The sequence below is a fragment of the Facklamia lactis genome, from assembly GCF_015863205.1.
Classification (GTDB): domain Bacteria; phylum Bacillota; class Bacilli; order Lactobacillales; family Aerococcaceae; genus Facklamia; species Facklamia lactis.
This window is the reverse complement of sequence record NZ_JACBXQ010000005.1, coordinates 104,311-128,276: the sequence shown is the minus strand read 5'-3', so window position 1 is coordinate 128,276 and position 23,966 is coordinate 104,311. Positions and strand designations below refer to the sequence as shown.

The 23,966-nt window shown below is 38.5% G+C and carries 21 protein-coding genes; 16 read left to right on the top strand and 5 right to left on the bottom strand.

From position 1 onward, the window contains the following. Window positions 1-104 precede the first annotated feature (104 nt). From HZY91_RS08640 to HZY91_RS08630, 3 genes are read left to right on the top strand one after another with little or no spacing between them, the layout of a single operon-like run. The gene (locus HZY91_RS08640) at window positions 105-851 is read left to right on the top strand and encodes a DeoR/GlpR family DNA-binding transcription regulator (protein ID WP_197115880.1); all 747 of its coding nucleotides are present in this window, start codon (window positions 105-107) and stop codon (window positions 849-851) included. Next, window positions 852-1,781 (top strand): 1-phosphofructokinase, encoded by a 930-nt coding sequence (pfkB, locus tag HZY91_RS08635; RefSeq protein WP_197115879.1) that lies wholly within the window; start codon window positions 852-854, stop codon window positions 1,779-1,781. Continuing rightward, window positions 1,781-3,766, top strand: coding sequence for a PTS fructose transporter subunit IIABC (locus tag HZY91_RS08630; protein ID WP_197115878.1), 1,986 nt, complete (start codon window positions 1,781-1,783; stop codon window positions 3,764-3,766). The genes pfkB and HZY91_RS08630 overlap by 1 nt, the downstream gene beginning before the upstream one ends. Window positions 3,767-3,815: 49 nt before the next feature. On the opposite strand, the gene HZY91_RS08625 is transcribed toward HZY91_RS08630, so the two are convergent. From HZY91_RS08625 to HZY91_RS08605, 5 genes are all read right to left on the bottom strand, one after another. Continuing rightward, entirely contained in the window at window positions 3,816-4,874 is a 1,059-nt protein-coding gene (locus HZY91_RS08625; protein WP_197115877.1) for an ABC transporter permease, read from the bottom strand. After that, window positions 4,874-6,010 carry an ABC transporter permease gene (locus HZY91_RS08620; RefSeq protein ID WP_197115876.1) on the bottom strand — a complete coding sequence of 379 codons (1,137 nt, stop codon included), beginning with the start codon at window positions 6,008-6,010 and terminating at the stop codon, window positions 4,874-4,876. Before HZY91_RS08620 ends, HZY91_RS08625 begins: the two co-directional genes overlap by 1 nt. A gap of 10 nt (window positions 6,011-6,020) precedes the next feature. Further along, window positions 6,021-6,959 carry an ABC transporter ATP-binding protein gene (locus HZY91_RS08615; protein ID WP_197115875.1) on the bottom strand — a complete coding sequence of 313 codons (939 nt, stop codon included), beginning with the start codon at window positions 6,957-6,959 and terminating at the stop codon, window positions 6,021-6,023. A gap of 133 nt (window positions 6,960-7,092) precedes the next feature. Continuing rightward, window positions 7,093-7,725 (bottom strand): response regulator transcription factor, encoded by a 633-nt coding sequence (locus HZY91_RS08610; protein WP_197115874.1) that lies wholly within the window; start codon window positions 7,723-7,725, stop codon window positions 7,093-7,095. 3 nt (window positions 7,726-7,728) lie between these two features. Further along, window positions 7,729-8,850, bottom strand: coding sequence for a sensor histidine kinase (locus tag HZY91_RS08605; protein WP_197115873.1), 1,122 nt, complete (start codon window positions 8,848-8,850; stop codon window positions 7,729-7,731). Between the two features lie 480 nt (window positions 8,851-9,330). Between HZY91_RS08605 and HZY91_RS08600 the strand changes: the two genes are divergently transcribed. The 13 genes from HZY91_RS08600 (at window position 9,331) to HZY91_RS08540 (ending at window position 23,964) form a co-directional block, all read left to right on the top strand. Then, entirely contained in the window at window positions 9,331-11,436 is a 2,106-nt protein-coding gene (locus tag HZY91_RS08600; protein ID WP_197115872.1) for a peptide ABC transporter substrate-binding protein, read from the top strand. A gap of 80 nt (window positions 11,437-11,516) precedes the next feature. Beyond that, window positions 11,517-13,010, top strand: a complete 1,494-nt coding sequence (locus HZY91_RS08595) for an ABC transporter permease (protein ID WP_197115871.1) — start codon at window positions 11,517-11,519, stop codon at window positions 13,008-13,010. Then, window positions 13,010-13,945 carry an oligopeptide ABC transporter permease OppC gene (gene oppC / locus HZY91_RS08590; protein WP_197115870.1) on the top strand — a complete coding sequence of 312 codons (936 nt, stop codon included), beginning with the start codon at window positions 13,010-13,012 and terminating at the stop codon, window positions 13,943-13,945. The genes HZY91_RS08595 and oppC overlap by 1 nt, the downstream gene beginning before the upstream one ends. Before the next feature lie 12 nt (window positions 13,946-13,957). Beyond that, window positions 13,958-15,028, top strand: coding sequence for an ABC transporter ATP-binding protein (locus tag HZY91_RS08585; protein WP_197115869.1), 1,071 nt, complete (start codon window positions 13,958-13,960; stop codon window positions 15,026-15,028). 4 nt (window positions 15,029-15,032) lie between these two features. Next, window positions 15,033-15,971, top strand: coding sequence for an ATP-binding cassette domain-containing protein (locus HZY91_RS08580; RefSeq protein WP_197115868.1), 939 nt, complete (start codon window positions 15,033-15,035; stop codon window positions 15,969-15,971). A gap of 88 nt (window positions 15,972-16,059) precedes the next feature. Further along, window positions 16,060-16,239: an LPXTG cell wall anchor domain-containing protein gene (locus HZY91_RS08575; RefSeq protein ID WP_197115867.1), complete on the top strand. Its 180-nt coding sequence runs from the start codon at window positions 16,060-16,062 to the stop codon at window positions 16,237-16,239. 197 nt (window positions 16,240-16,436) lie between these two features. Continuing rightward, the gene (locus tag HZY91_RS08570; protein WP_235991541.1) at window positions 16,437-18,266 is read left to right on the top strand and encodes an alkaline phosphatase; all 1,830 of its coding nucleotides are present in this window, start codon (window positions 16,437-16,439) and stop codon (window positions 18,264-18,266) included. 78 nt (window positions 18,267-18,344) lie between these two features. Further along, on the top strand, window positions 18,345-18,950 hold the full coding sequence (locus HZY91_RS08565) for a hypothetical protein (RefSeq protein ID WP_197115866.1): 606 nt from the start codon (window positions 18,345-18,347) through the stop codon (window positions 18,948-18,950). Between the two features lie 17 nt (window positions 18,951-18,967). Next, window positions 18,968-20,101 (top strand): hypothetical protein, encoded by a 1,134-nt coding sequence (locus tag HZY91_RS08560; RefSeq protein WP_197115865.1) that lies wholly within the window; start codon window positions 18,968-18,970, stop codon window positions 20,099-20,101. A gap of 165 nt (window positions 20,102-20,266) precedes the next feature. Then, on the top strand, window positions 20,267-20,746 hold the full coding sequence (locus HZY91_RS08555) for an AI-2E family transporter (protein WP_197115864.1): 480 nt from the start codon (window positions 20,267-20,269) through the stop codon (window positions 20,744-20,746). 96 nt (window positions 20,747-20,842) lie between these two features. Continuing rightward, window positions 20,843-21,601 carry a DeoR/GlpR family DNA-binding transcription regulator gene (locus tag HZY91_RS08550; protein WP_197115863.1) on the top strand — a complete coding sequence of 253 codons (759 nt, stop codon included), beginning with the start codon at window positions 20,843-20,845 and terminating at the stop codon, window positions 21,599-21,601. Between the two features lie 228 nt (window positions 21,602-21,829). Beyond that, window positions 21,830-22,654 carry a metallophosphoesterase family protein gene (locus HZY91_RS08545; RefSeq protein ID WP_197115862.1) on the top strand — a complete coding sequence of 275 codons (825 nt, stop codon included), beginning with the start codon at window positions 21,830-21,832 and terminating at the stop codon, window positions 22,652-22,654. Window positions 22,655-22,665: 11 nt separating this feature from the next. Then, window positions 22,666-23,964, top strand: coding sequence for an ABC transporter substrate-binding protein (locus tag HZY91_RS08540; protein WP_197115861.1), 1,299 nt, complete (start codon window positions 22,666-22,668; stop codon window positions 23,962-23,964). The last annotated feature ends 2 nt before the right edge of the window (window positions 23,965-23,966 follow it).

The following is a 23,966-nucleotide window of genomic DNA, read 5'->3' as shown; positions in this document are numbered from 1 at the left end:
GTTTTTTTGTTTTAGGATTTACTCGTAAAGAAATGAATGAAAATGATTGTTTTTGATTGATTTTGAAAGAAAATGCATGTATGATAAGAATAGAGGTGATGGAAATGCTTACAGAAGAGCGGCATCGTCAGATTTTACAAGCGTTAGAAACAAAAACATTTCTAACAGTTAAAGAGTTGGTAGAGGCCTTACAAGTTTCTGAATCAACCATCCGAAGAGATTTGAGTTTGTTAGAAGAAGGAGACTATTTAGTTAGAGTCCATGGAGGAGCTAAGCGGGGACAAGGCTTAGCAGATGAACCAGATGTCAATCAAAAAATGGCCTTGAATCCTGAACTCAAAAGCAAAATGGCGAAGAAGGCGGTCTCGTTGATAGAAGCGGAGGAGACGATTTATGTGGATGCTGGAACGTCTACTTATGCTTTACTGCAAGCTTTGGATTTAACGGATGTTCGGGTTATTACCAATGGCATCGATCATGCGCAACTCTGTCTGGAGAAGGGTATTGAAACTCGTCTATTAGGAGGGAAAATCAAGTCTGAAACGAGGGCGATTATTGGCCTGACAGCTTTAGATCAAATTCGTTCTTATCATTTCCATAAAGCTTTTTTAGGAATTAATGGGATTGATTTGCAATATGGATTGACAACCCCTGATGAAGAGGAAGCAATGATTAAACAAGCGGGAATCCAGATGGCGAATCGGACGTTTGTCTTAGCAGATGTTTCAAAATTTGATCAAGTGGCTTTTGCGAAAGTGGGGGATTTAGATGAAGTAACCATTATTAGTTCTGGAATGAATGCCCAAATGCTTAGCAACTATCGAACAGACACACAGATAATGGAGGCATAAATGAATTATACAATAACTTTTAATCCGGCCTTGGATTACGTTGTTCAAGTGGAAGATGCCAAATTAGGTCAACTCAATCGTATCCAAAAGGAAGATTATGTTATCGGGGGGAAAGGAATCAATATATCAGTTCTCTTGAATAACCTGGGTGTCCGCTCTATCGCAACCGGCTTTAGTGCGGGTTTTACAGGTGATTACTTAAAAGCAGAGTTAGAGAAACAGTCAATCTCTCATCACTTTATTGAGGTAGAGGGCGTCACTCGGATCAATATGAAGTTGAAAAGTGATTTAGAGACAGAGTTTAACGGAGCGGGTCCTACAATTAAAGCCCAAGATTTTGCTCGCTTGTATCATTACTTAGAAGAAAGGTTAAGCGAAGAGGATCATGTCTTTCTAGCTGGTAATATGGCGCCCGGTATGTCTGCTGATGATTATGTTCAGATTGCTGCGCTCTGTCAATTAAAAGGTAGTAAATTTATTCTGGATACGAATCGCGACTTATTAACAGCTTGTTTAGTACACCGTCCTTTTATTATTAAACCGAATCGGGATGAATTGTCAGAGATTTTTAACTTAGCCATTGAGAGTATTGAACAAGTGATTCGTTATGCAAAAGAATTACAAAATAGGGGGGCAAGAAACGTTCTGGTTTCCTTAGGTGGAGAGGGGGCTGTCTTAGTTAGTGAAGAAGGTAAAATCTATCGTTCTGGAACGCCAAAAGGAAAGGTTATTAATTCAGTAGGGGCTGGAGATTCAATGTTAGCAGGTTTTATGGCTGAATTTGAACACTCTCAATCTTATGAGAAGAGTTTGAGACAAGGAGCTGCTGCGGGATCAGCAACGGCTTTTTCAGTGGGTATTGCGAATGGAGAGATGATTCATCAGTTGATTAATGAAGTGGAAGTAAGTCAATTAAAGGAGGAAAAATAATGCGAATAGCAGATTTATTGAATGTGGAAGCTATGGATTTAGATTTAAAAACACACGGCAAGTCAGATACGATTCGCTATCTGGCAAAAAATTTAGAAGAAGTCGGTGGAGTGGAGAATCTTGACGCCTTAATTGAAAAATTAATGGCTCGAGAAGAACAATCAACGACCGGAGTGGGAAATGGCATTGCGATGCCTCATGCTCAAGAGGCAAGTGTTAAAAGTCCAACGATTGTATTCGGTCGCTCAAGACGAGGGATTCCTTGGCAATCTTTTGACGGTCAAGATGCGCGTTTAATTTTTATGATTGTGGTTCCTGAAGGAGGGTCAAGTGATCATCTTCAAGCGCTGGCATCCTTATCGAAAGTCTTAATGAAAGAGGGCGTTTCTGACCAGTTACTTGCAGCGAATACGGCTAAAGAAGTTGTTGAAATTTTCCAAGAACATGAAGAAGTGGAAGATCGTGAAGAGACAGTAGCCACTTCTGTAAATAATGCTTCAAAAGAGAGTGTGGCTACTCAGTCTGATGAAGAAGTTCCTTTTATTGCTGCGGTAACAGCTTGTCCGACTGGTATTGCGCATACCTTTATGGCTGAAGAGAAATTAAAGGCAGCTGCTCAAGCAGCAGGAATTCCTATTAAAGTGGAAACAAATGGACAAGCAGGTATTGCTAATAAATTAACACAAGCCGATATTCAAAAAGCGTCAGCGATTATCGTGGCAGCAGATAAGCAAGTGGAAATGGCTCGCTTTGATGGAAAGCCAGTGATCATTAGAAAAGTAGCGGATGGGATTAACAAGGCGGATGAATTACTGGCTCAAGCGGCTCAAGCCAAGGCACCCATTTATCACGCTGATCATCAGGCTGTTAATGAAGAAATAGAAGACGAGGAAGCAGAGAGCTGGGGACGTCAAATTTATAAGCATTTGATGAACGGAATTTCTCATATGTTACCTTTTGTGGTTGCGGGAGGAATTTTAACAGCGCTATCTTTCTTCTGGGGGATTAATTCTGCTGATCCATCGAGTCCAGAGTATCATATAATTGCTCAGACATTGAAAACGATTGGAGGACTAGCCTTCTCCATGATGTTACCGATTCTTTCAGGTTACATTGGTCAATCAATTGCCGATCGTCCAGGTTTGGTATTGGGGATTATGGGAGGGATTTTGGCTGATCCTTCTAAATTTTCAGGTTTTACTCCAGAGGGAATCTTTGAGAATGCTGTTCCTTCCGGGTTTTTAGGTGCTTTAGTGGCTGGTTTCTTAGCAGGGGCCATTATTAAGCTATTACAAAAACTTTTTGCCTGGATGCCGAAGTCTTTAGAAGGAATGAAGTCCATCTTTATCTTCCCAGTTCTGGGTATCTTATTGATGGGAGTGTTGATGCTATTTGTGGTGAATGGTCCAATGGGGGCTGTGATGAACGCCTTGATTAATGCCATCAATTCTATTCCGCAAGAGTGGGGGATCTTACTTGGCTTCGTTGTAGGGGCGATGATGTCGATTGATATGGGAGGGCCAATTAATAAGGCTGCCTATGTAACAGGAACAGCACTAGTGGCTCAAGCTCAGGGCGGAGGATCTGATGTGATGGCCGCTGTCATGGTAGGCGGGATGGTTCCTCCATTGGCAATTGGACTTGCGGCGACGATTGGACGTCGTCTTTGGTCGCCAGCTGAACGTTCTTCTGCATATGTGAATTATGTCATGGGAGCTGGCTTTATTACAGAAGGGGCGATTCCTTTTGCGGCGGCCGATCCCCTTCATGTGATTCCAAGTCTCGCATTGGGAGCTGGAGTGGCAGGGGCGCTATCAATGGCCTTTAATTGTGTGAGTTTGGTGCCACATGGTGGAATCTTTGCGGTAGCAGCTCGAGGAGTGACGAACCCGATGATGTATCTCATTGCTTGGCTGGTGGGCGGCTTGGTAAGTGCTTTATTATTAAACTTCTTCCGCCGTCGTTCTGGAAATCGCTATGAATAATCCTTCATAAAAGACATCCGCTTAGCTAAAAACTAAGCGGATGTCTTTTTTATTTTTTGTTGGCTAGCAGTCTTTCGACTTTGAAGGAACCTGCTGTGAATAAAACGCCAGCGTAGAGTAAGACAATGGGGATGGTGGTCCAAAAGTCTCCACGATCGATGTATTGAAAGACCCAGTGAAAAGGACTTAAATATTTGATCATTTCGAATTGATCAAGTTCTTTTCCAATAAAGGTCATAATAAACATGAGAGTGGGAATCAGAAAACCAAACCCTAATATAATGCGGCTATCTTTAATATATCGGAAGAGGAAGATCATCAGACCATTATAGAAGAAAGCCATACTCAAGATGATAATTAATAATGGAGCAAGGTTAGCTAGACTAATGTTTAGAACTAGACAGGAAATAAGCATGGTCATAAAGCTATTGAATAGCATCGCAAGTGAGTATCCTAACAACAAGCTACCTAATACGAGCCAGGAATTGGAATTCGCAGTGATGCCGCGTTTTAAGACTTGTTGAGAACGTAATTGTTCTAAATCAGCTGTGGTGACCATGGCGCCCATTCCCATATAAAGAGTGATCATGATTGCCATTAAGATTAAATCGTCTTCTATTCCTTTTGTCATAAAGTTTAAGGTGGGTTGTTGAGCTTCAATATTGAGCGAGGCGGGATCGATTTGATAGTGATTAAGAACTTGATGCTCGATGGCTCGATGAGAACTTTGAATGAGATCAGCTTCCCAAACGGGATCCCGATTTTCACCGTTTAAAGAATAAGCGATGATGGATTGTTCTGGATAATTTTCAGGGATTTCATAGACAATGGCTAATTCTCGTTCTTCAAGTTGCTGAAAAGCTTCTGAACGATCCTCTGTAAAATAATGAGTATTTTCTTCTTGCATATGAGCCTGCACCACCTGAGAAATCCAATCAGAATGGTTAATCACTGCTATTTCTGAAGTAGGAGCCACAGAATCTGACTCATTAACTTTAGCAAAAAAGATAATAAAAACCAAAGGCATAAACAGTGTTAAGGAAGTAAAACTAAGATTAGAAACGAGGCGTTTTGCATGAAAGAAGACCAAATTGGATAAGTTTCTCATTAGCGTTCCTCCTTTAATTGTTTCAGATAGATGGTGATAAGGGCCATGACGATGCTCACAATTATGAGCCAGAGAGCAATCGGCCAGTGAGTGGTCCAATGTCCACTCTTCAAGTAATGGATGAGAGGTTGTTGAAAGAGTTCGCGCATGGGATTGCTCGCAATCCACTGAGCGATCGGTCCAGAGAGAATATCATCCATTGGGAAAATAATTAGAAACATATAAAGATACATTAGTAAATTAAGAACTATCATGACATACTTGGTTGGAATTAGGTAATTGATTAAATGATAGAAACTGAACAGTAAGAAAGAGAAAAGTCCCATCCAGAATAGATAGAAAAGTGGATTATGAGCAAAGGATTCTGGTGAGATTAATTTCCAAATTAAGATGTAAAGACTGGTATAAAAAGTGGTTAATAAAGTATGCGATATGAGATCGAAGCTAACGGATTGAGCAGCACTTAAAGGGACGGTTGAAATTCGTTTGCGTAGGCCGGAAAATTCTTTTTTAGAATTTAGGGTTGCAGCTGATATGGCAAGAATAAAAATTAAGTAATGCATGGAAGCGATCGATGAATATTGGGTAGAGGACAGCGTTTTATCGGTAGAGAAAGATTTTTGTTCAAAAAGCTCCTGATTAAGGTCTTGGGTTTTCATCTGTAATGTTTCCATTATAGTTGGGTATTGTTCACCACTCTGCTGGATGAGTTCATGATTTTTGGCTAGTTGTGTCTGCCATTGACTGATAAAGTGCTGAAGGAATTGACCTTGCTGATGGGAAACGTTTGTTTTTCCTTTGATTTCAACAGCTGTTTGGGAGAGCTGGTCGGAATAGTTTTCTTTAATCAAGAGGTTAAAATCAGCTTCTTCGGCATTTTTAATTTCAAATAGGCTTTGATTTTGTTGATCTTCTATTAAGTTGACCAGTTCTTGTCCATAACTCCCTCGATCTTGGTTATCTAGAGATAACTTAATGGGATCAGGTTTGAATTCTGGTTGGTAAGAAGAGGAAAAAGAAAAAGCAAAAAAGCCCGACATGATTAAAGGAATAAGGAGAATCGAGATGAGCGATTGCCAAAAAGAATGCTTGAATAGTCGAAACTCCGTTAATAAGTAGTAGCATAACTTGTTCATCTTTTCCCTCCTAGTCTCTCAAAGTTTTCCCTGTTAAACTCAGAAAGGCTTCTTCTAGACTGAGCTCTTCGCGCGATAAAGAATGAATTTCAATTGATTCTTGGTGTAATAGTTCTAAAAGCTGGTGACTATCAAATTCAAGTGGATCTACGATAAGTTGATAGGTTCGTTGTTCTTGTAAAACTTTCTCTACCCCTGTTAAATGGCTTAAGGTATCAGATAGGTTAAGGTCTGGGTTGACCACTTCTAGGTGCCATTTGATGGAATCTTGAACCAGCATTTTAATCTCTTCTTGACTACCGTAGGCGATTTGTTTTCCATGATCCAAGATATAGATACGATCGCAAAGGGCTTCTACTTCTTCCATGTAATGTGAGGTATAGAGAATAGTGGTGTTAAATTCTTGATTCATTTGTTGGATGAATTCAAAGATATTGTTTCGTGATTGGGGATCGACTCCGACCGTAGGTTCGTCAAGAATTAGTAATTTAGGTTGGTGCATGATGGCCGCTGCAATATTCAGCCGTCTTTGCATACCGCCAGAATAAGTTTTAATGGCTTTTTTATTGGTTTCTTTCAGTCCAACTGCTGACAGAGCCATTGAAATCTGATTTTTCAGATGGTTTCCATGGAGACCGTATAAGCCGCCAAAATATTCGAGATTAGCCTTTGCCGAGATATCTTGGATGAGTGCGATTTCTTGAGGAACTAATCCAAGTTGCGCTCTGATTTTAGTGATATCTTTTGGCACCTTTAAACCGTCAATATAAATACTTCCTGAATCAGGGCGTTGTAGCCCAGTGATAATATCAATGAGCGTTGACTTGCCGGCTCCATTAGGTCCAATAAGACCAAACGTTTCTCCGGGGGCAATGTGGAATGAGACATTCGACAAAACCGATTCTTTGGCATAGCTTTTAAAAATATTATCAATGGTGATTTGGCTCATAAATGATTCCTCCTTTAATTGAACAACTTTATTTTAAGTCTAATCGTTACCTATTGGTATTCACTAGGGTCATGGGAAGGCATGACTTAAGTCATTAAAAAAAGGAGCAGAAAGTAACGGCTCCTGAAAGTGATTATTTAATTCCCTTTTCGAAGGCGAAAATGGCTAATTGGGTCCGATCTCTAAGCTCTAATTTATCGAGGATTAAAGAGACGTTATTCTTGACGGTTCCGAGTGAGAGGTAGAGTTGGTCGGCAATCTCTTGATTATTCAGGCCAGAAGCCACTAAGCGGATGATTTCCACTTCCTTTTCTTTTAATTGGTAGTTTTGGGGCTTAAAAGACTGGCTCAGTGATTTTTGTAGTACTAAATGATGGCTGATTTTTCCGTCAAAGACCATATTGCCTTGCATCAGTGTTGAGATGGCTTCGGCAATCTCTTGGTGGCTTGAATCTTTGAGTAGATAGCCTGAAGCCCCGTATTGAAGCGCCTGGCTAATGTATTCGGAATCTTGAAAAGTGGTTAGAATTAAAATTTTTATTGAAGGGTCGAGTTCATGAATCCGCTGGGTGGCTTCGATACCATTCATTTCAGGCATACGAATATCCATTAAGATGCAGTCCGGTCTTTGTGCTTGGCAGAAGGCAAAGGCTTCTTTTCCATTTGAAGCCTGCCCGATAATCTCTAACTCTGAAAATGATTGGAGCAGAATAGCCAGTCCAGAACGAATCAGTGTTTCATCGTCTACTAAGAGAATTTTAGTCATGAGTTAGTCCTTTCTATAAAGTACAATTCGAGTACGGAAACCTTTACCTTTAGAAGTAAAGTGTTGAAGCTTACCTCCCACGAGTTCAATGCGTTCTTGTAAGCCAGTCAGACCAACTGAAGGAACAATTTGATCCGTTCCTCTACCGTTGTCCTCCATTGTAAAAATCAAACTTTTATCGGTAAAGTGCATATTAATTTGGATCTGGCTCGCATGGGCATGTTTGGCTGTGTTCGCAAGAAATTCTTGAACAGCGCGATAGAGTGTCTCTTGTTGCTCATGGGTGAGACTAAAAAGGGCATCGTTATAATAGAATAATAAATGGATATGACTATGATTTTGGAAGTCATCCATGATTTGTTGAAGTTTCTCAATGAAAGAAACGCGATCATAATGGATAGGTTTCATTGAATGGACAATCTGGCGAACTTCTTGTAGTCCTTTCTGAGTGAAATCACGCAAATGATGAGCCATCTCCGCCACTTGAGGTAAGTGATCTTGACTTAAGAGGGCAATGGCATCTAACTGAATAATGACCGTCGAGAGTACATGACCAGCTGAATCATGGATGTCTCTTGATAATCGATTTCTCTCTTGTAGCGTTCGCACTTCTTGTAAGGTCTTTTCTTGGGCGATTATATGTGCTTGCTGTGTTCGCAATTCATTCTCTTGAATCTGCCATTGGAAACTTTTCTCCCTTAAGTCTTTTTGTTCTCTTTTGAGCTTGGCAATTAAATGAATGAAGGCCCAAGCACATAAATAGAAAGCAAGATGACTGGGATCAATGATGATCGACTGGAAAAATGAATAAATAAAGAGGATTAACAAAGATATGAGTCCCGCAATTAAAGCTTTTTTCTCTTCTAAGATTGAATATAAATCAATTATATAAACCAATAATAAGAAAAAATCAAAATGAGGATCCATTTTAAATTTTAAGAATAAGATGAGATATGAAAAGAATAGAAATAAAATAACGAACGGTCGGTTATGAGTATAATACCATTTAATCTGGTGAATAAGGACGAGCAGTAGATAAATGATGATGGGGCCAGACCAAAAGTTCTGAATAGCATAAGAGAGTAGAAAGGATATTAAGATAAGTAGATATTGAATGGGACGCATGTGATCACCTCATAGTATGGATTTTAACAGAAGATACGATGTTTTACATCTTAAATTTGCAGAATATTAGAGTCAAAACATTATATAAAATCTTATGTTAATATAATGAGATTTTTCAAATCAAATTTTCATAAAAATAGCATGGTAATTTGAATTTATTCGGGGTAAAATAAAAGCGGTTCCAAGAAAACGATATCATTTTTTCAAAAGATAAAAATTTGTGTATTTTATCAGAAAATTTATTAAAATTTTTATTTTTTGAAATTTTAAGGCCAAAATAGGGGATATTGAGGCTTAAAATGAAAAAAGGGTGATAATTTCTTATGGAATATTAATTTTTGCGAATAAAGACACCAAACCGTTGACAGCGTTTTCATGCGTTGGTAAGATGAAATTAATACAAGGGTTTGAAAGTGAGGTAATGAACAAAGAAAAAAAGAACAGTCGGTTGTTGGAAAGCAAATTATAAGGAGGAAAAAAATGAAGAAACAAATTAAAAAAGCGATTGTTTCGATTATGGCTGCCTTTACTTTAGGAAGTCTTGCAGCGCCTATGACAAGTTTTGCACAAGAAGAAGGGGAACTCGTACCCGAATATAAAGCAACTTATTTAACGGACCCTACTTCACTTGATTATACCTTCTCAATGCGTGATATCAATACTAACCATACGGTGAATTTTATTGATGGACTTTATGAGAATGACCAATACGGTAACTATATCCCAGCAGTGGCGGAATCACATGAAGTGTCGGAAGACGGATTGACTTACACTTATAAAATTCGTCCCGGTGTGATGTGGTATGACATGAATGGTAATGAATGGGCTGAAACGACCGCTCATGACTTTGTCACTGGCTTGCAACATGCGGTAGAAGTTCAATCTGAAATGCTACCGATTGTTCAAAACTCAATCAAAGGCCTCAATGAATACATTAATGGTGAAATCACTGACTTTGCTGAAGTTGGGGTAAAGGCAGTCGACGATTACACTTTAGAATATACCTTAACCAAGCCTGAACCATACTTCAATTCGAAGACAACTTATGGTATTTTATATCCGATTAATCAGGAATTCTTAGATTCTATGGGGGCTGATTTTGGTAGCCTATCACCGGATTCTATTTTATACAATGGACCGTTCTTATTAACCAATTTAACAGCTAAATCACAAATTGAATATGTGAAGAATGAAAATTATTGGGATGCAGGCAATGTCTTTGTGGATACAGTATCATTTACATACAATGACGGATCAGATCCTGAAGTTTTTTATCGTCTTTATAAGGATGGGGCTGTATCATTCTTTACTGTTCAACCTAACTTACCAATTTATAAAGAAGTAAAAGCAGAATTTGAAAATGAAATTACGCAGCAACGAAGACAGGGTTCTGCTTTCTTATTACAATTTAATATGAACCGTATTAAGCATGAAGCAACTGGTAAATCTGATGATTCTCAGCATGAAGATACACATTCTGCTATCTTAAATAAAAAATTCCGACAAGCGATTATGTTCGGCTTTGATCGTCATACTTATATGACTCAATTATTTGGAGAAGAATTTGCGGATACAGATATTCGTAATACATTAGTCGCTCCAGAGTATGTTAATGTGGGAGAAGAAAATTTTGGTGATGCAACACTGCGTCATTTACAAGAAATGGATCCTGAATTATACGGAGATGTTAATTTAGAAGACGGGCAAGATGGATTCTATAATCCTGAAAAAGCTAAGAAATTAATTGAGGAAGCTAAGGCTGAGCTAGAAGTTGACGGTGTGACTTTCCCGATTCAAATTGATATTCCTGTATTAGAAACTGTACCACTTGCTGTAAATCAAGCTAAATCATTAAAAGCAACAATTGAAGAATCTTTAGGATCTGACAATGTTGTAATTAACCCTGTATTACTTGCTCAAGACCCTTACTTAGCTGCAACCTTTAATGCGACAGTTGCGGCAGAAGTTGATTATGACTTTACGAATGAGTCTGGATGGATTCCAGATTATCTGGACCCCTCAACTTTCTTAGATATTTATCATCCAAAAAATGGTACTTTCTTAGTGCCGATTGGATTTGATCCAATTCTTCAAGAAGGAGCAGAAGATCCATATGCTGAGGCTCGTAAAGAATCAGGCCTTGAAGAATATGGAACTCTGGTTGATGAAGCAAATGCAATTACAGATGATATGGATGCTCGTTATGATGCACATGCTAAAGCTCAAGCTTGGCTAACGGATTCAGCGATTGCCATTCCAATTCGTACGGGTGGTTCTTTATTACGTGTGACAAACGTTGTGCCTTTCTCTGGACCGTATGCTTTTGCAGGAACTGGTGGTCAACGCTTTAAATTTATGAAAGTTCAAGCAGAGCCTGTTTCAAAAGAACAATGGCAAAAAGCTTATGATGAATGGGAAGCTAAGAAAATAGACGCCAGCAGTATCTCAGGTGAAAAAGAAGAGGCTGGCGACGAATCAGATTCGAAAGAAGAAACTCAAGAAGAATCAAAAGAAGAATCTGAAGAAACTAAAGAAGAATCAGAGGAATCAAAAGAAGAAGAAACATCTGAAGAGTCTGCTGAATAAGCGTTAAATACAATGAGATCTTAGATGAAAAAGGCTGAGAAATTAGCCTTTTTCATTTATTATAGGAGGATTCATAACATATGTGGAAATATATATTTAAACGAATTCTTCGGTCACTATTTTCGATCTTCATGGTTACAACCCTAGTCTATGTAGCTGTGTATGCGCTAGTGCCGAGAAACGCAATTTTTCGAGATGACCCCGCCGTTACGAAGTTAAAATCTCAACCAGATAAATTATTAGACTATCAAAATACAGCCTTTCAAAGAATGGGCTACCATCATTATTTAAGTCAAAAACATCTGCAAGAAACCATTCAAAAAGATTATCCTGAATTTACGAATAGTGAGAGTGCTGCTAATCAGGCGATTGTCGACAAATGGGCAAAAGAAAATTCCGATTGGAAAGTGGAGCAATTGCCAGTATCAGGTGCTTATTTTGCAACCGATGATATTTCGATTGGGACACGAGTGCTAAGTTTCTATAAGAATCTATTTGAACTAGACCATCCTTGGCGTGTTCAAGATCCAGAGAATCCTGACCTGAAGCGTGGCTATCAAATTACCCACGATAAGACCGCAGGCTGGTCGATAACCGGTTCAGGAACCAAGTATTATTATCAAATATATTTCAATAAAACATTCCCTTTTATTCACCAAAATTTCTTGAAAATTAATTTGGGAGTTTCTTATCCAACTTTTGCAGGACAACCGGTAATCGATGTAATTACGAACCCTCAGGGACGTCCTAAAACGGAAGAAATTACATTAGAAGATGGAAAGACTTTCAAATCATCCTTAAATCCTTTTACCCGCTATTATAAACCAACCAGTGAAATTTCACCGACAGAGAAGCGGATGTTTGATAATAATTATGCCGGAGCTAAAAACATTAACCAAGATCCTTCCATGATCCAAATTTCAATGATCAATGGCTTGTTTGGGGTCAGCTTGATGTATTTAATGGCGATTCCAATGGCAGTGCTAATGGCCCGCTATAAGGGGCAATGGATCGATAAGTTGGGAACCGTCTTTATTACCCTCTTGATTTCAGTTCCAGCCTTAGCCTTTATCTTCTTTGCGCGTCATGTAGGGTCTCAATTCTTTGATATGCCTGACTTATTCCCGATCTTGGGGGCAGGAAATGTGAAATCATATATTATGCCAATCATTGTCTTAGCCATGTTATCCCTGTCAGGGAGTGTAATGTGGATGCGCCGTTATATGGTCGATCAACAGTCATCTGACTATGTAAAATTTGCTCGTGCAAAGGGGCTCAGTGAAACTGAGATTTCGCGAAAGCATATCTTTAAGAATGCAGTCATCCCAATTGTAAACGGAATTCCTGGTGCCATTATCTTCTCGATTGCAGGTGCGACCATGACAGAAGCAGTGTTTGCTATTCCAGGTATGGGGAAAATGTTGCCAGATTCTATCTTGGCACATAATAATCCGATTGCGATTGGTTTAATCTTTATCTTCTCTGTTCTGGGTGTGGTGTCTGTTTTACTTGGTGATATTGCTATGACATTAGTTGATCCAAGGATTCGCTTAGATGTGAAGGAGGATAAATAATGGAAAATTCAGTAAAAATTAATGATGCTTCCTTCCAATATGTCGAAACGAGTAGAAAAGAAGCAGAAAAAATTGATTCCCCTAAGTATTCCTATTGGGAATCTGTCTGGCGGACTTTTCGACAGAATAAAGTAGCCATGTTCTTTTTAGTGGTGATGGTCTTGATCTTGTTGATGTCCTTTATTCAACCAATGTTTTCAGGCTATGATCCGATGGATACCTCTAAAATTAACGATTTATCCGCACGTTATGTGGAACCGAGTGCTGAACACTGGTTTGGTACGGATGCTGATGGACAGTCCTTGTTTGATGCAGTTTGGGCGGGATCTAAGACCTCTCTGTCTATTGCCTTTCTTGCGACTTTTATCACAGCTGTAATTGGAGTGACCGTAGGTGCTTTCTGGGGGATTTCTCAGAAGGTGGATGTGGTCATGTTAGAGATTTATAATATTTTCGCTAATATTCCGATGCTCTTAATTGTCATGGTTTTAGCCTATTCTTTAGGAAGTGGTTTTTGGAACCTTTTATTCGCAATGTGCTTAACGTCATGGATTTTTACGGCCTATTTTATCCGGGTTCAAGTTATGATTATGCGAGATCGAGAGTATAATTTAGCGTCTCGAACACTCGGGACCCCGACTAAAAAAATGATCTTTAAGAATATTTTGCCTTACTTAACATCAGTAATTGTGACTGATTTATCGAGAGCTTTACCACTCTTCATTAGTACAGAGACTTTCCTATCCTTTATTGGGGTTGGGTTAAGTTCTGATATCGTATCTCTAGGTAAATTAATTCAAAAATATTCAACCAATATTGCTTCTAAACCTTATTTATTCTGGATACCTGTAGCAGTTCTAGCTTTGATTTCTATCTCTCTCTATATTGTGGGGCAAGCCTTAGCAGATGCGACAGATCCTAAGAACCATGTCTAGGAGGAGATTGAAATGACAGATAAAAATAAAATTTTAGAAGTAAGAGATCTTAAGGTTAAATTTAGAGTAAGGGATACCGAATTAACAGCCATTCGTGGTATTGATCTTGATCTTTATGAAGGAGAAGTTTTAGCCCTTGTTGGGGAGTCAGGATCAGGGAAATCCGTTTTAACTAAGACCTTTACTGGGATGCTTGAGAAAAATGGTTATATACCTGAAGGTAAGATCGTCTATAAAGGAAATGAGTTGCAGAATTTCACGAGCCATAAACAATGGTTGAAGTATCGGGGAAAAGAATTAGCGACTATTTTCCAAGATCCCATGACTTCCTTGAACCCGGTTCGAACAATCGGAAGTCAAATTACGGAAGTAATCACGAAGCACCGAGGAGAATCCGAAGGAGCGGCTAAGAAGATTGCCATTGATTTAATGGAACGAGTGGGAATTCGTGAACCTGAAAAGCGTTTTAATGATTATCCATTTGAGTACTCAGGAGGGATGCGTCAGCGGATTGTCATTGCGATCGCACTGGCATGCCGACCGAATGTACTGATCTGTGACGAACCTACTACTGCATTGGACGTTACCATTCAAGCACAAATCTTACGCTTATTAAAAGACCTTCAGAAAGAGTATGAATTTACTATTATTTTCATTACCCATGACTTGGGAGTAGTTGCTCAGATTGCTGACCGAATCGCGGTAATGTATGCGGGTCAAATCGTAGAGACAGGAACAGCTGAAGATATCTTTTATGATCCGAAGCATCCCTATACTTGGGCGCTCTTATCATCTCTACCTCAATTGAGTGATCCAGAAGAAGATTTATATTCGATTGCCGGGACGCCTCCATCACTCTATACTACGATTGAAGGCGATGCTTTTGCACCACGAAGTCCTTATGCTATGCAGATCGATTATGAAGTGGAACCTCCTATGTTCCAAGTGAGTGAAACACACTTTGCTAAGACATGGTTATTGGATCCACGTGCACCAGAAGCGACGAAACCTTCGGTGATTCATAATTTACATGACCGATTAAAAGAAGTTCACGCGGACGACGTGATTTTTAGAGAGGAGTAAAATGATGGCAAATAAAGAAAAAGAAGTACTAGTCTCCGTTAAGGACTTAGAAATTTCCTTTGGAGAGGGGAAAAATCGCTTTGTTGCCGTTCAAGATGCTACTTTTGATGTCTATAAAGGCGAAACATTCTCTCTAGTAGGAGAATCTGGATCCGGTAAAACAACGATCGGACGTGCAATTAATGGTATTAATAAAACCTCTGATGGCGAAATTCATTTCAAAGGTAAGCGAATCAATACCCAATTATCCGACAAGGAAAAACATCAATTAATCGGGGATATCCAGATGGTCTTTCAAGACCCATCTGCCTCTTTGAATGACCGTGCAACCGTTGAATATATTATTTCTGAAGGTCTCTATAATTTTGGTCTCTTTGAGAACGAAGAAGACCGTCTTCAGAAAGTAGAAAATATGCTGAAAGAAGTGGGACTCCTTTCAGAGCATATGTATCGTTATCCGCATGAGTTCTCGGGAGGACAACGTCAGCGGATCGGGATTGCGCGTGCCTTAATTATGGAGCCAGATTTAGTGATCGCAGATGAGCCGATTTCTTCTCTTGATGTGTCGGTTCGAGCGCAAGTTCTAAACTTATTACGTAAGTTCCAACGTGAAAAAGGCTTAACTTATATATTCATTGCCCATGATCTTTCTGTGGTTCGTTATATTTCAGATCGGATTGCGGTGATTCGGAATGGACGTATTTTGGAAGTGGCTGAGACAGAGGAGCTCTTCAAAAATCCGATTCATCCTTATACTCAGGCCTTGTTGTCAGCCGTACCAATTCCAGATCCAATTCTATCTCGAAGAGTCCAATTAAAAGTCTACGATCCTAATATGCATGATTATGAGACTGATAAACCAAGTGTCCGTGAAGTGATACCGGAACATTATGTCTATTGTAACGATGTAGAATTTGCTGATTATCAAAGTAGATTCCATTAATATAAAGTAGCTCCTGCTAGGCAGGAGCTGCTTTATTGTTTCTAAGCAATATTGTATACTAATAGTAATGAAGGAAAGAAGGTGGCTCATGAAAGTCTGGCTAAGTTTTCTCTTAATAACGTTCTTACTTTTGGGAAATGGAAATAAGATTTATGCGCATGAAATGCTTCCTCAAACAGGAGAGAGGTCCTCTTGGTTAGTTATTTTGATTGCATTCTTAGCTCTAATAGCAGGAATCTTTTTAGTAGCTAAACGCAAAAAGAAATAGGCTCATAGAAAACAGCAGGTCAATAGACTAGCTGTTTTTTTATTCGGTCAATTCACTTGTATATGTAATGGTTACTTTTAAAAGTTGTTTTGTAAATCTTTACAGGAACTTTACCTCAAATTTACTTTAAATTTACAAACGTGAATTATAATGAACTCAGATTTGATTTCATAATAAATAAAATGGAGGTAACACCGATGAGAAAATCATTGTTATTGTCATGTGTAGCGACTCTTTGTGCAACTGCATTTATGAACTTTGCTCCCTTAGTATCGGCTCAAACGGCTGAAGATGTAAAAGATTACCCAGTGGTAGAATTAGAAGAAGGACGTCCTTTAACAGAGGATTTAAGCTTAGTGAATGAGAATGAAGCGAAATATGTTTTCTTATTCATTGGTGATGGAATGGGGAACATTCCTGTTTCAGCGGCAGAATATTACTTAGGCCCAGATAATGGAGATGAAGGAAATGGTGTGGCAGAAGCACAGCCATTAAACTTCTCACAATTCCCTGTTATCGGATTACAAAACCCAACAGATGCTGACCACTATGTCCCAGATTCAGCTGCAACGGCAACTGCTTTTGGTACAGGAACAAAAATTAATTCAAATGTTATTGGATTAACGCCTGATATGACAACGCAAAGTAAATCAGTTGCTGAGAAAGCTCAAGAAGATGGAAAAGCAATTGGAATTATTTCGACTGTTACTTTAAACCATGCAACACCCGCTGCTTTCTATGCAAATGTTGAACACCGTAACAATTATTACGATATCGGAACTCAAATGGCTGCTTCTAACTTTGATTACTTTGCAGGTGGATCTTTAGGAGATCGTACGGGTGAAGAAGAAGATCAAAAAGACTTATACGAAGTATTAGAAGAAGCTGGTTATACAGTAGCAGATACAAAAGAAGAATTTGACGCCATCTCAGCAGATTCTGAAAAGGTTTATGCACCAGCTGAAGATTTATCACTGGCTGATGAGTCTTCTATGAAATATGCGATTGACCGCGAAGAAGGCGAGCAAACATTAGCAGACATGGTCGCTAAAGGGATCGAAGTGATGGGTGATAAAGAAGAAGGATTCTTCATGATGACAGAATCTGGTAAGATTGACTGGTCAGAACATGCCAACGATGCAGCGACGACTGTTAAAGAAGTTATTGATTTCCAAGATGCAATCCAAGAAGCAGTTGATTTCTACTATGAGCATCCAGAAGATACTTTAATTGTTGTAACGGCAGACCACCCAACTGGTGGATTTACAATTGGTAACTCAGAAACAGGCTACGATTCTTACTTCCACTTATTAGATAATCAAAAAGTATCACAAGAAGCATTTGATGTGATCTTTGAAGAAGCAAAAGAAGAAAATCCTGAAATGACATTTGAAGAGGTTGTTCCATTATTAGAAGAAAACTTTGGTTTTGTATTCGACTTAGAAATCAAGGAAGAAGTTTTAACGAATGCAGAAGCTGAAGCAGCTGCAGAAGAAGAAACTGAAGAGAAAGATCGGATGTTAATTACTGCTGATGAATTAGAATCATTGAAATACGCTTTTGACCAATCCATGTTAGAATTTGAAGAGCGTAATGCAGGTCAATCTGATATCTTACAAGGATTCCATAGCTATACACCAATCTCAATTACAGCTACTCGCATCTTAAACAAAAAAGCTGGATACGGATGGACAACAGTTGACCACTCGCCAGAACGTGTACCAGTATATGCAATGGGTGCAGGAGCTGCTATGTGGGAAGGTAACTATGAGAATATCGATTTAGCTTATAAATTATTAGCTGCGATGGGCTTATATGAAGGTGGCGAAACAGCCGTTGAGAAAATTTCAGTAACGGGTAAGGCTGGAGCATCAGAAACTGAAGAAGAAGCTGGTTCTGAAGAAAGCTCAGAAGAAGCAAGTGCTGAAGAAACAAGTGCTGAAGAGTCTTCAGAAGAAACAAGCGCTGAAGAGACAAGTGCAGAGGAAAGTGCTGAAGAAACTTCAGAAGAAACAACGGTTGAATAATCTCTTTGACAAATAATAAACACTGTGAACGCAGCGTTAGATGACGCTGCGTTTTTAGTGATAGAAATAGGTGGAAAGATGACAAAGTTATGGACCTTATTAGTGAGCGTAGTGATTGTTTTAAGTGGGGCAGGAAGTCAAGTTTTGGCAGCAGAAAGTATTAGTGATTTACCCTTTGAAGGATATTATTTAGCTCCGGAAGACCATGCGATTGAAGGCTTGCTTTTTGATGAAAACCAGTTATTTATTTATCTTGATGAAGCCTTTGCAGAAAAAGCAGAAGGGCAAGAACGAGTGGCCTTTTTGGAAGAAATGCATAATTTTCCGCATCCTGATTTAAAGCAGTATACGGATAGTGTGGCGGAACTTTATTTAGAAGAAGCTCAGCTAGATTATGATCTGAAAGATATTTATCAAGAAATCACTGAAAAGATTACTCCTGAGATGTCACAAGCTGATGTGATGGATCTTATTAATAATCGGATTCCAGGTATTTATTATACGGAAAAGAATGAATTCAAGTATTATTTGATTGCTTCTCCAAGTGTGGAAGAAGTCGATGATCAATGGCAGATTACACTGTTTGGGAAGGAAATTTTTACTTTCGATCAGCAAGAGGATCAAGCCGTTCTAATAGATCAAGATAAGGTAGAATACCAGTTTATACCTGGATTTAGACCTTAGTAGACGAGGAGTTTAGTATGAAAAAGATTGTTACTTTATTGTTACTATTGATGACGACAGTAAGTGGAACTTGGCTTTCTGTGGCAGGACAAGAAGTGGATGCTGAATCGCTCGAGGAGAGTGTAACGGCTGACGAGTCTTATGATGAATCAGAAGATCCACATAGTCATGATGAAGACCAGAATCGAGGATTTTCAGCAGATGATCATCATGGGCATAATCATGGACCATTGAAGGCTAATTATATTCCCAGTGAAATTTTGAATCCTGACGGTTCTCGTTATGAAGCACCTGAGCAGGTGAAAGAATATGTTGGACTCTATACGGGAGCAATTCAAATTGATGAGATGAAGGTAAAGATTCATTTCGTTCTTGAAATATTTGAAGATGGTTTGTTTAACTTAGCTCATTATTATGAGAATAATGAAGAAGATAAGGGGTTGCGTTTCTTTGTGAATGCAGATGAAAAGCTAGAAGCGCGCGGAGCTGTTTATCAGGATCTATCGATTTTAACGGGAGCCTTACGTGAAGCCGACGGGGGTATCGGTGCAGGAGTTGTCGGTCAGCAGATTCAACCTGTCGTTTTATTAGATGAAAAGGGAGAACCAGCTGAAATGGTCACTTATATGGATCTTGCTTTTGGTTTGAGAGATAATTATTCGAAGCCCAGAGTCTATTCCAATGTTGGTTTAGCCATCATTGATGAGGAGTTGATGTTAGATGTTAATCAGTTGATTGGATTGAATTCAGAAAAAGATCATGTAGTACAATTAGAAAAAGTCGAGACCTCACCTGATCAAGCCTTAGTTGAACAAAGGACCTATGAATTACTGCAGGATAATTTTGATCACAACTTGAATTCCAAGGGGGATTTTGATTTAAACTTTGAAACGGCTAACGAATTTGTACAGGCTGTTCTGATGATGCAACTTAAAACGAATGCCTCTTTTCCTCAGGAGACAGATGTGCAATTGATTGAAGCAGAAAAAGTTCAAGGAACGGATTCTAAAGGCAATGAAATAAAGGCAGAATATGTGATGAGTCTCAATGATGAAGTCTTATTTGCTTCTGTTGGAGATCGTTTATATATGGCGAACGAATTTGATGGGAGTGGCGATAGCTATCAGAATGTAAAGTGGAAATCTAATTAGCTTGTGATTCCTTAATGCGAATGATGACATTTGGTCTGAGTAAATAATTCCATAGGTTGTAAGAGAGGGACTCTTGTATGAAAAGCAATAGTTCCTCTTCATTTTATTTTTTATCAATATTTAGACTGATTTTTTTGCTAGTATTCATGATATGATAGTCGAGAGGTGATTAAGATTAAACAAAATAATCAAGCAGAATTACAGCGGTTCGCTACAAATGTATACCATAATATTAAAATTTATTTAAAAACAAAAGGTAAGCTTTTTATTGTCGGTTGGCTTTTCTTATCAATTGCCTTGGGTTTGTTAGAAATCACAGGTTGGGTTTGGATTGCTTTGGCCATTATGTTTATTGATTTACTTCCGGTTATCGGTTCAGGGATGGTATTTGTTCCTTGGGCATTGATTGAAATGTTTACGGGAGATATGCAAAGAGGTTGGATTCTATTAGGAATCTATGTTGCTCTCATCATTCTGGAACAAGTTGCTGAGACCATTTGGATGGGGAAATCCATGCAGATGCCATTCTGGATTCCGTTAGCGATTACTCTGACTTGTTCCATTGCTCTCGGACCTCTGGGGATATTGTTAGCAGCTTTGTTGATTCCTGTCGCTTCGACCCTCTATCAGCAAGGAAAAATTTAAAACGCAAGAAAGCCGAAGCAGAGACTTGTTTGGGCTTTTTTTTGTAAATATGATAAAGTAGAATTTAATGAGATTATAGACTTAGGAGTGCACATTATGAAAAAGAAAAGGCTAGATCAATTAATAGCTTTTCTATCTGAACATACCACGGTTACGATCCAAGAATTGGCTGATCAGTTCAACTTATCGACTATGACAATTCGTAGAGATTTGAAAGAATTAGAAAAAATGGATTTAGTGAGACGGTCACAAGGAGTGGTGACCTTTAATACTTTTGAGAATGTTGAGATGGATTATAATATTCGCTGGCAGACTAATTTGCAATACAAACAAAAAATTGCTCAACAGGCTCGAGAATGGATTAAAAATGGCGATACGATTCTGTTAGATTCTGGCACCACGACTTGTTGTTTAGCGAAAGAGTTATATGACTTTCAAGATTTAACCGTGATTACGAATGATTTAAATATTCTAAAGATCTTATTGAATTATGAACATTTAACAGTCATTTTTGCAGGGGGAAATGTGGGCCTATCTTCAGGGATGAGGGTATGTAGTGGTTATTATACGCAAGAGTTTCTCAAGCAATTCCGAGTGAATACCGCTTTTATTGGGGTTATGTCCTTGGATATGGAAGCGGGTTTATTTCATTCAACTGCTGACCTCGCTTTGACCAAAAAAGAGATGGTAGGAATTGCTAATCGAAAAATTGTGCTGGTAGATAACAGTAAGTTTAATAAACGAACCTCTTTTAAAATATGCGATATACAAGAGATCGACCATATTATCACCAATCGCTTTGAGAAGGAAAATAAGCCTTTGTTTTCAGAGAATATTGATATTACCTATGTTTGATCGGTTTATACAACCACTAGAGAAAGTCTAGTGGTTGTTTTTTATTGATTTTGATTTGTTAATTTTCAACTCAAATTAACAGACTATTTACAAAAAATATACACAAAGTTAACTTTTAAAAGCTCATTCTTTACATAAAATTAAAATGAAATTTACACTCTGATGATAAACTTCAAATGTGCAGAAAAATTGTTGAGATGAGGCACGTTTTGATGGAGGGGGTAGAGGATGAAGTTTTCGGTTATTGGTGACTTACATTATTCTAATAACCTACTTAATGTAGAAGAATTTGAAGAAATTAGAGAATTTTATTTTTATCATTTTATGAAGTGGTTCTTTGAAGATGATGCGGACTTATTTTTCTCAATTGGAGATTTAACCAATACCGGGCATCCTGATGAGGTCACTGGGATTTATAAAATCATTGAAGATGTTCGAGAAGGTAAAGAGTTTATTCATGTTTGGGGAAATCATGATCTCTATACACAAAAGAAAGAAGAGTTTCAAGGGCAGACCCAGACGAAACCTTACTTCTCATTTGCTCATGAGGGCATTGCTTTTATTGTGTTAGATAGTACACGTGAACAAAACATGGCAGACTGGAGTGGCTATCTTGATGACCTTCAACTTACTTGGTTAGCAGGGGAGTTGAAACGTTATGAAGAGATGACGGTTGTTATTTTTTGTCACCATCCTGTTTATGATACGACCATGTTCTCAACTCAGGATAAGGCTTCGATTGTTGAAGAAGTTCCCATTCGAGACTTAATTTTTCAACATAAAAAAGAAGCATTCTTTATTAATGGCCATACACACAATGACAGTATCACAAAGATACAGAATTGGAATTTTATTCAAATTGCTGATGTCATGGATCAGCCCACTGTTCGTCATTTTGACTTAACAGATGGTTCGATGAAGATCACGAGTAGCACCTTGGATGAGAAGTATCGTCAGTACGGTACTTGGTTAGGATCACGGATGCAATATTTTCAATTGCTTTATCGCGGTTATCAAGGACTTGAGAATCGTGAAACAATTATTAACTTTTAAGGAGAAAAAATATGAAAAAATTTATTAACAAAACCATTAAATTAATTTCTGCTGCAACATTATCACTTTCTTTATTTGGAGCATTTGGTCATGGTACAGAAGCAAATGCAGAAGATAAAATTGAATTGACATACTGGTATGCATTTGGTGGAAATATTGAAAAGACGAACTTAGCTTTGGTGGAAGAGTTTAATGAAAGTCAAGACAAAATTCATGTAACAGCTGAGTATCAAGGTAACTATGAAGAGCTGCATTCAGCTACTCAAGCGGGAATTGTAGCTGGAAATGCGCCGAATGTCACGATTGTAGAAGGAGTGACAATGGGACCATTTAGTCGTTCAGGAATTCTTGAAGACTTAACCCCGTTAATTGAAGCCGATTCAGAAGCCGTGAATGTGGAGGATTTCTTCCCTGCATTATTAGAAAACTCATATGTGGATGAAGGAATGTATGGACTTCCAATGTTCCGTTCCACTCCAATCTTTTACTTAAATAAAACCTTAATTGACGAATCAGGGGTAAAAGTGGATGACTTAGAACAAGAATGGACTTGGGAAGATTGGAATAACGTTGTAAATAGTGTGGGTGATAACACTGATGCAGCAGGGATGTCATTCTATATGTATGTATGGGCTTTAGAAGGAATGATTCAAACAGCGGGTGGTAATATGCTGAATGAAGAAGGAACAGAAGCGATCTTTAATCAAGAACCAGGTGTAAAATTAGCGGAACATTTAAAAGCTATGTATGAAGAGAAAAAATTAAAGGTTCCCGTAGGTGATTCAGCAGCCGATACGGCTAAACAAGATTTTGCGAACCAACAAGCAGCTATTATCGTACAATCAACAGCAGATATCCGTGATACGGTTGATTTATCTGCGGATCAAGGATTTGAAATCGCCACAAAATTCTTCCCTAAATCAGAACAAAATTCAGTTCCAACCGGTGGATCTAATCTTGTAATGGTAGCAGGACAAAGTGAAGAAGAAAAACAAGCTTCATGGGAATTTATGAAATGGATGACTTCAACTGAACAAACCATTACAGCTTCTCAAGGCACTGGTTATTTAGTCACTCGTCAAAGTGCGGCTGATTCAGACGTTATGCAAGAATTCTACAAAGAGTACCCTCAATTCCAAGTTGCATTAGATCAATTAAAATATGGTAAAGGTCGTCCAATGGTTGAAGGATATTCTGAAGCAGAAAAAATTATTGGGGATGCTTATTATGCCATCATAGTAGAAGGTGCTGAGATACAAGAAACTTTGGATGCAGCTGCAGAAGAAGTCAACGCTTTAATCGCACAATAATA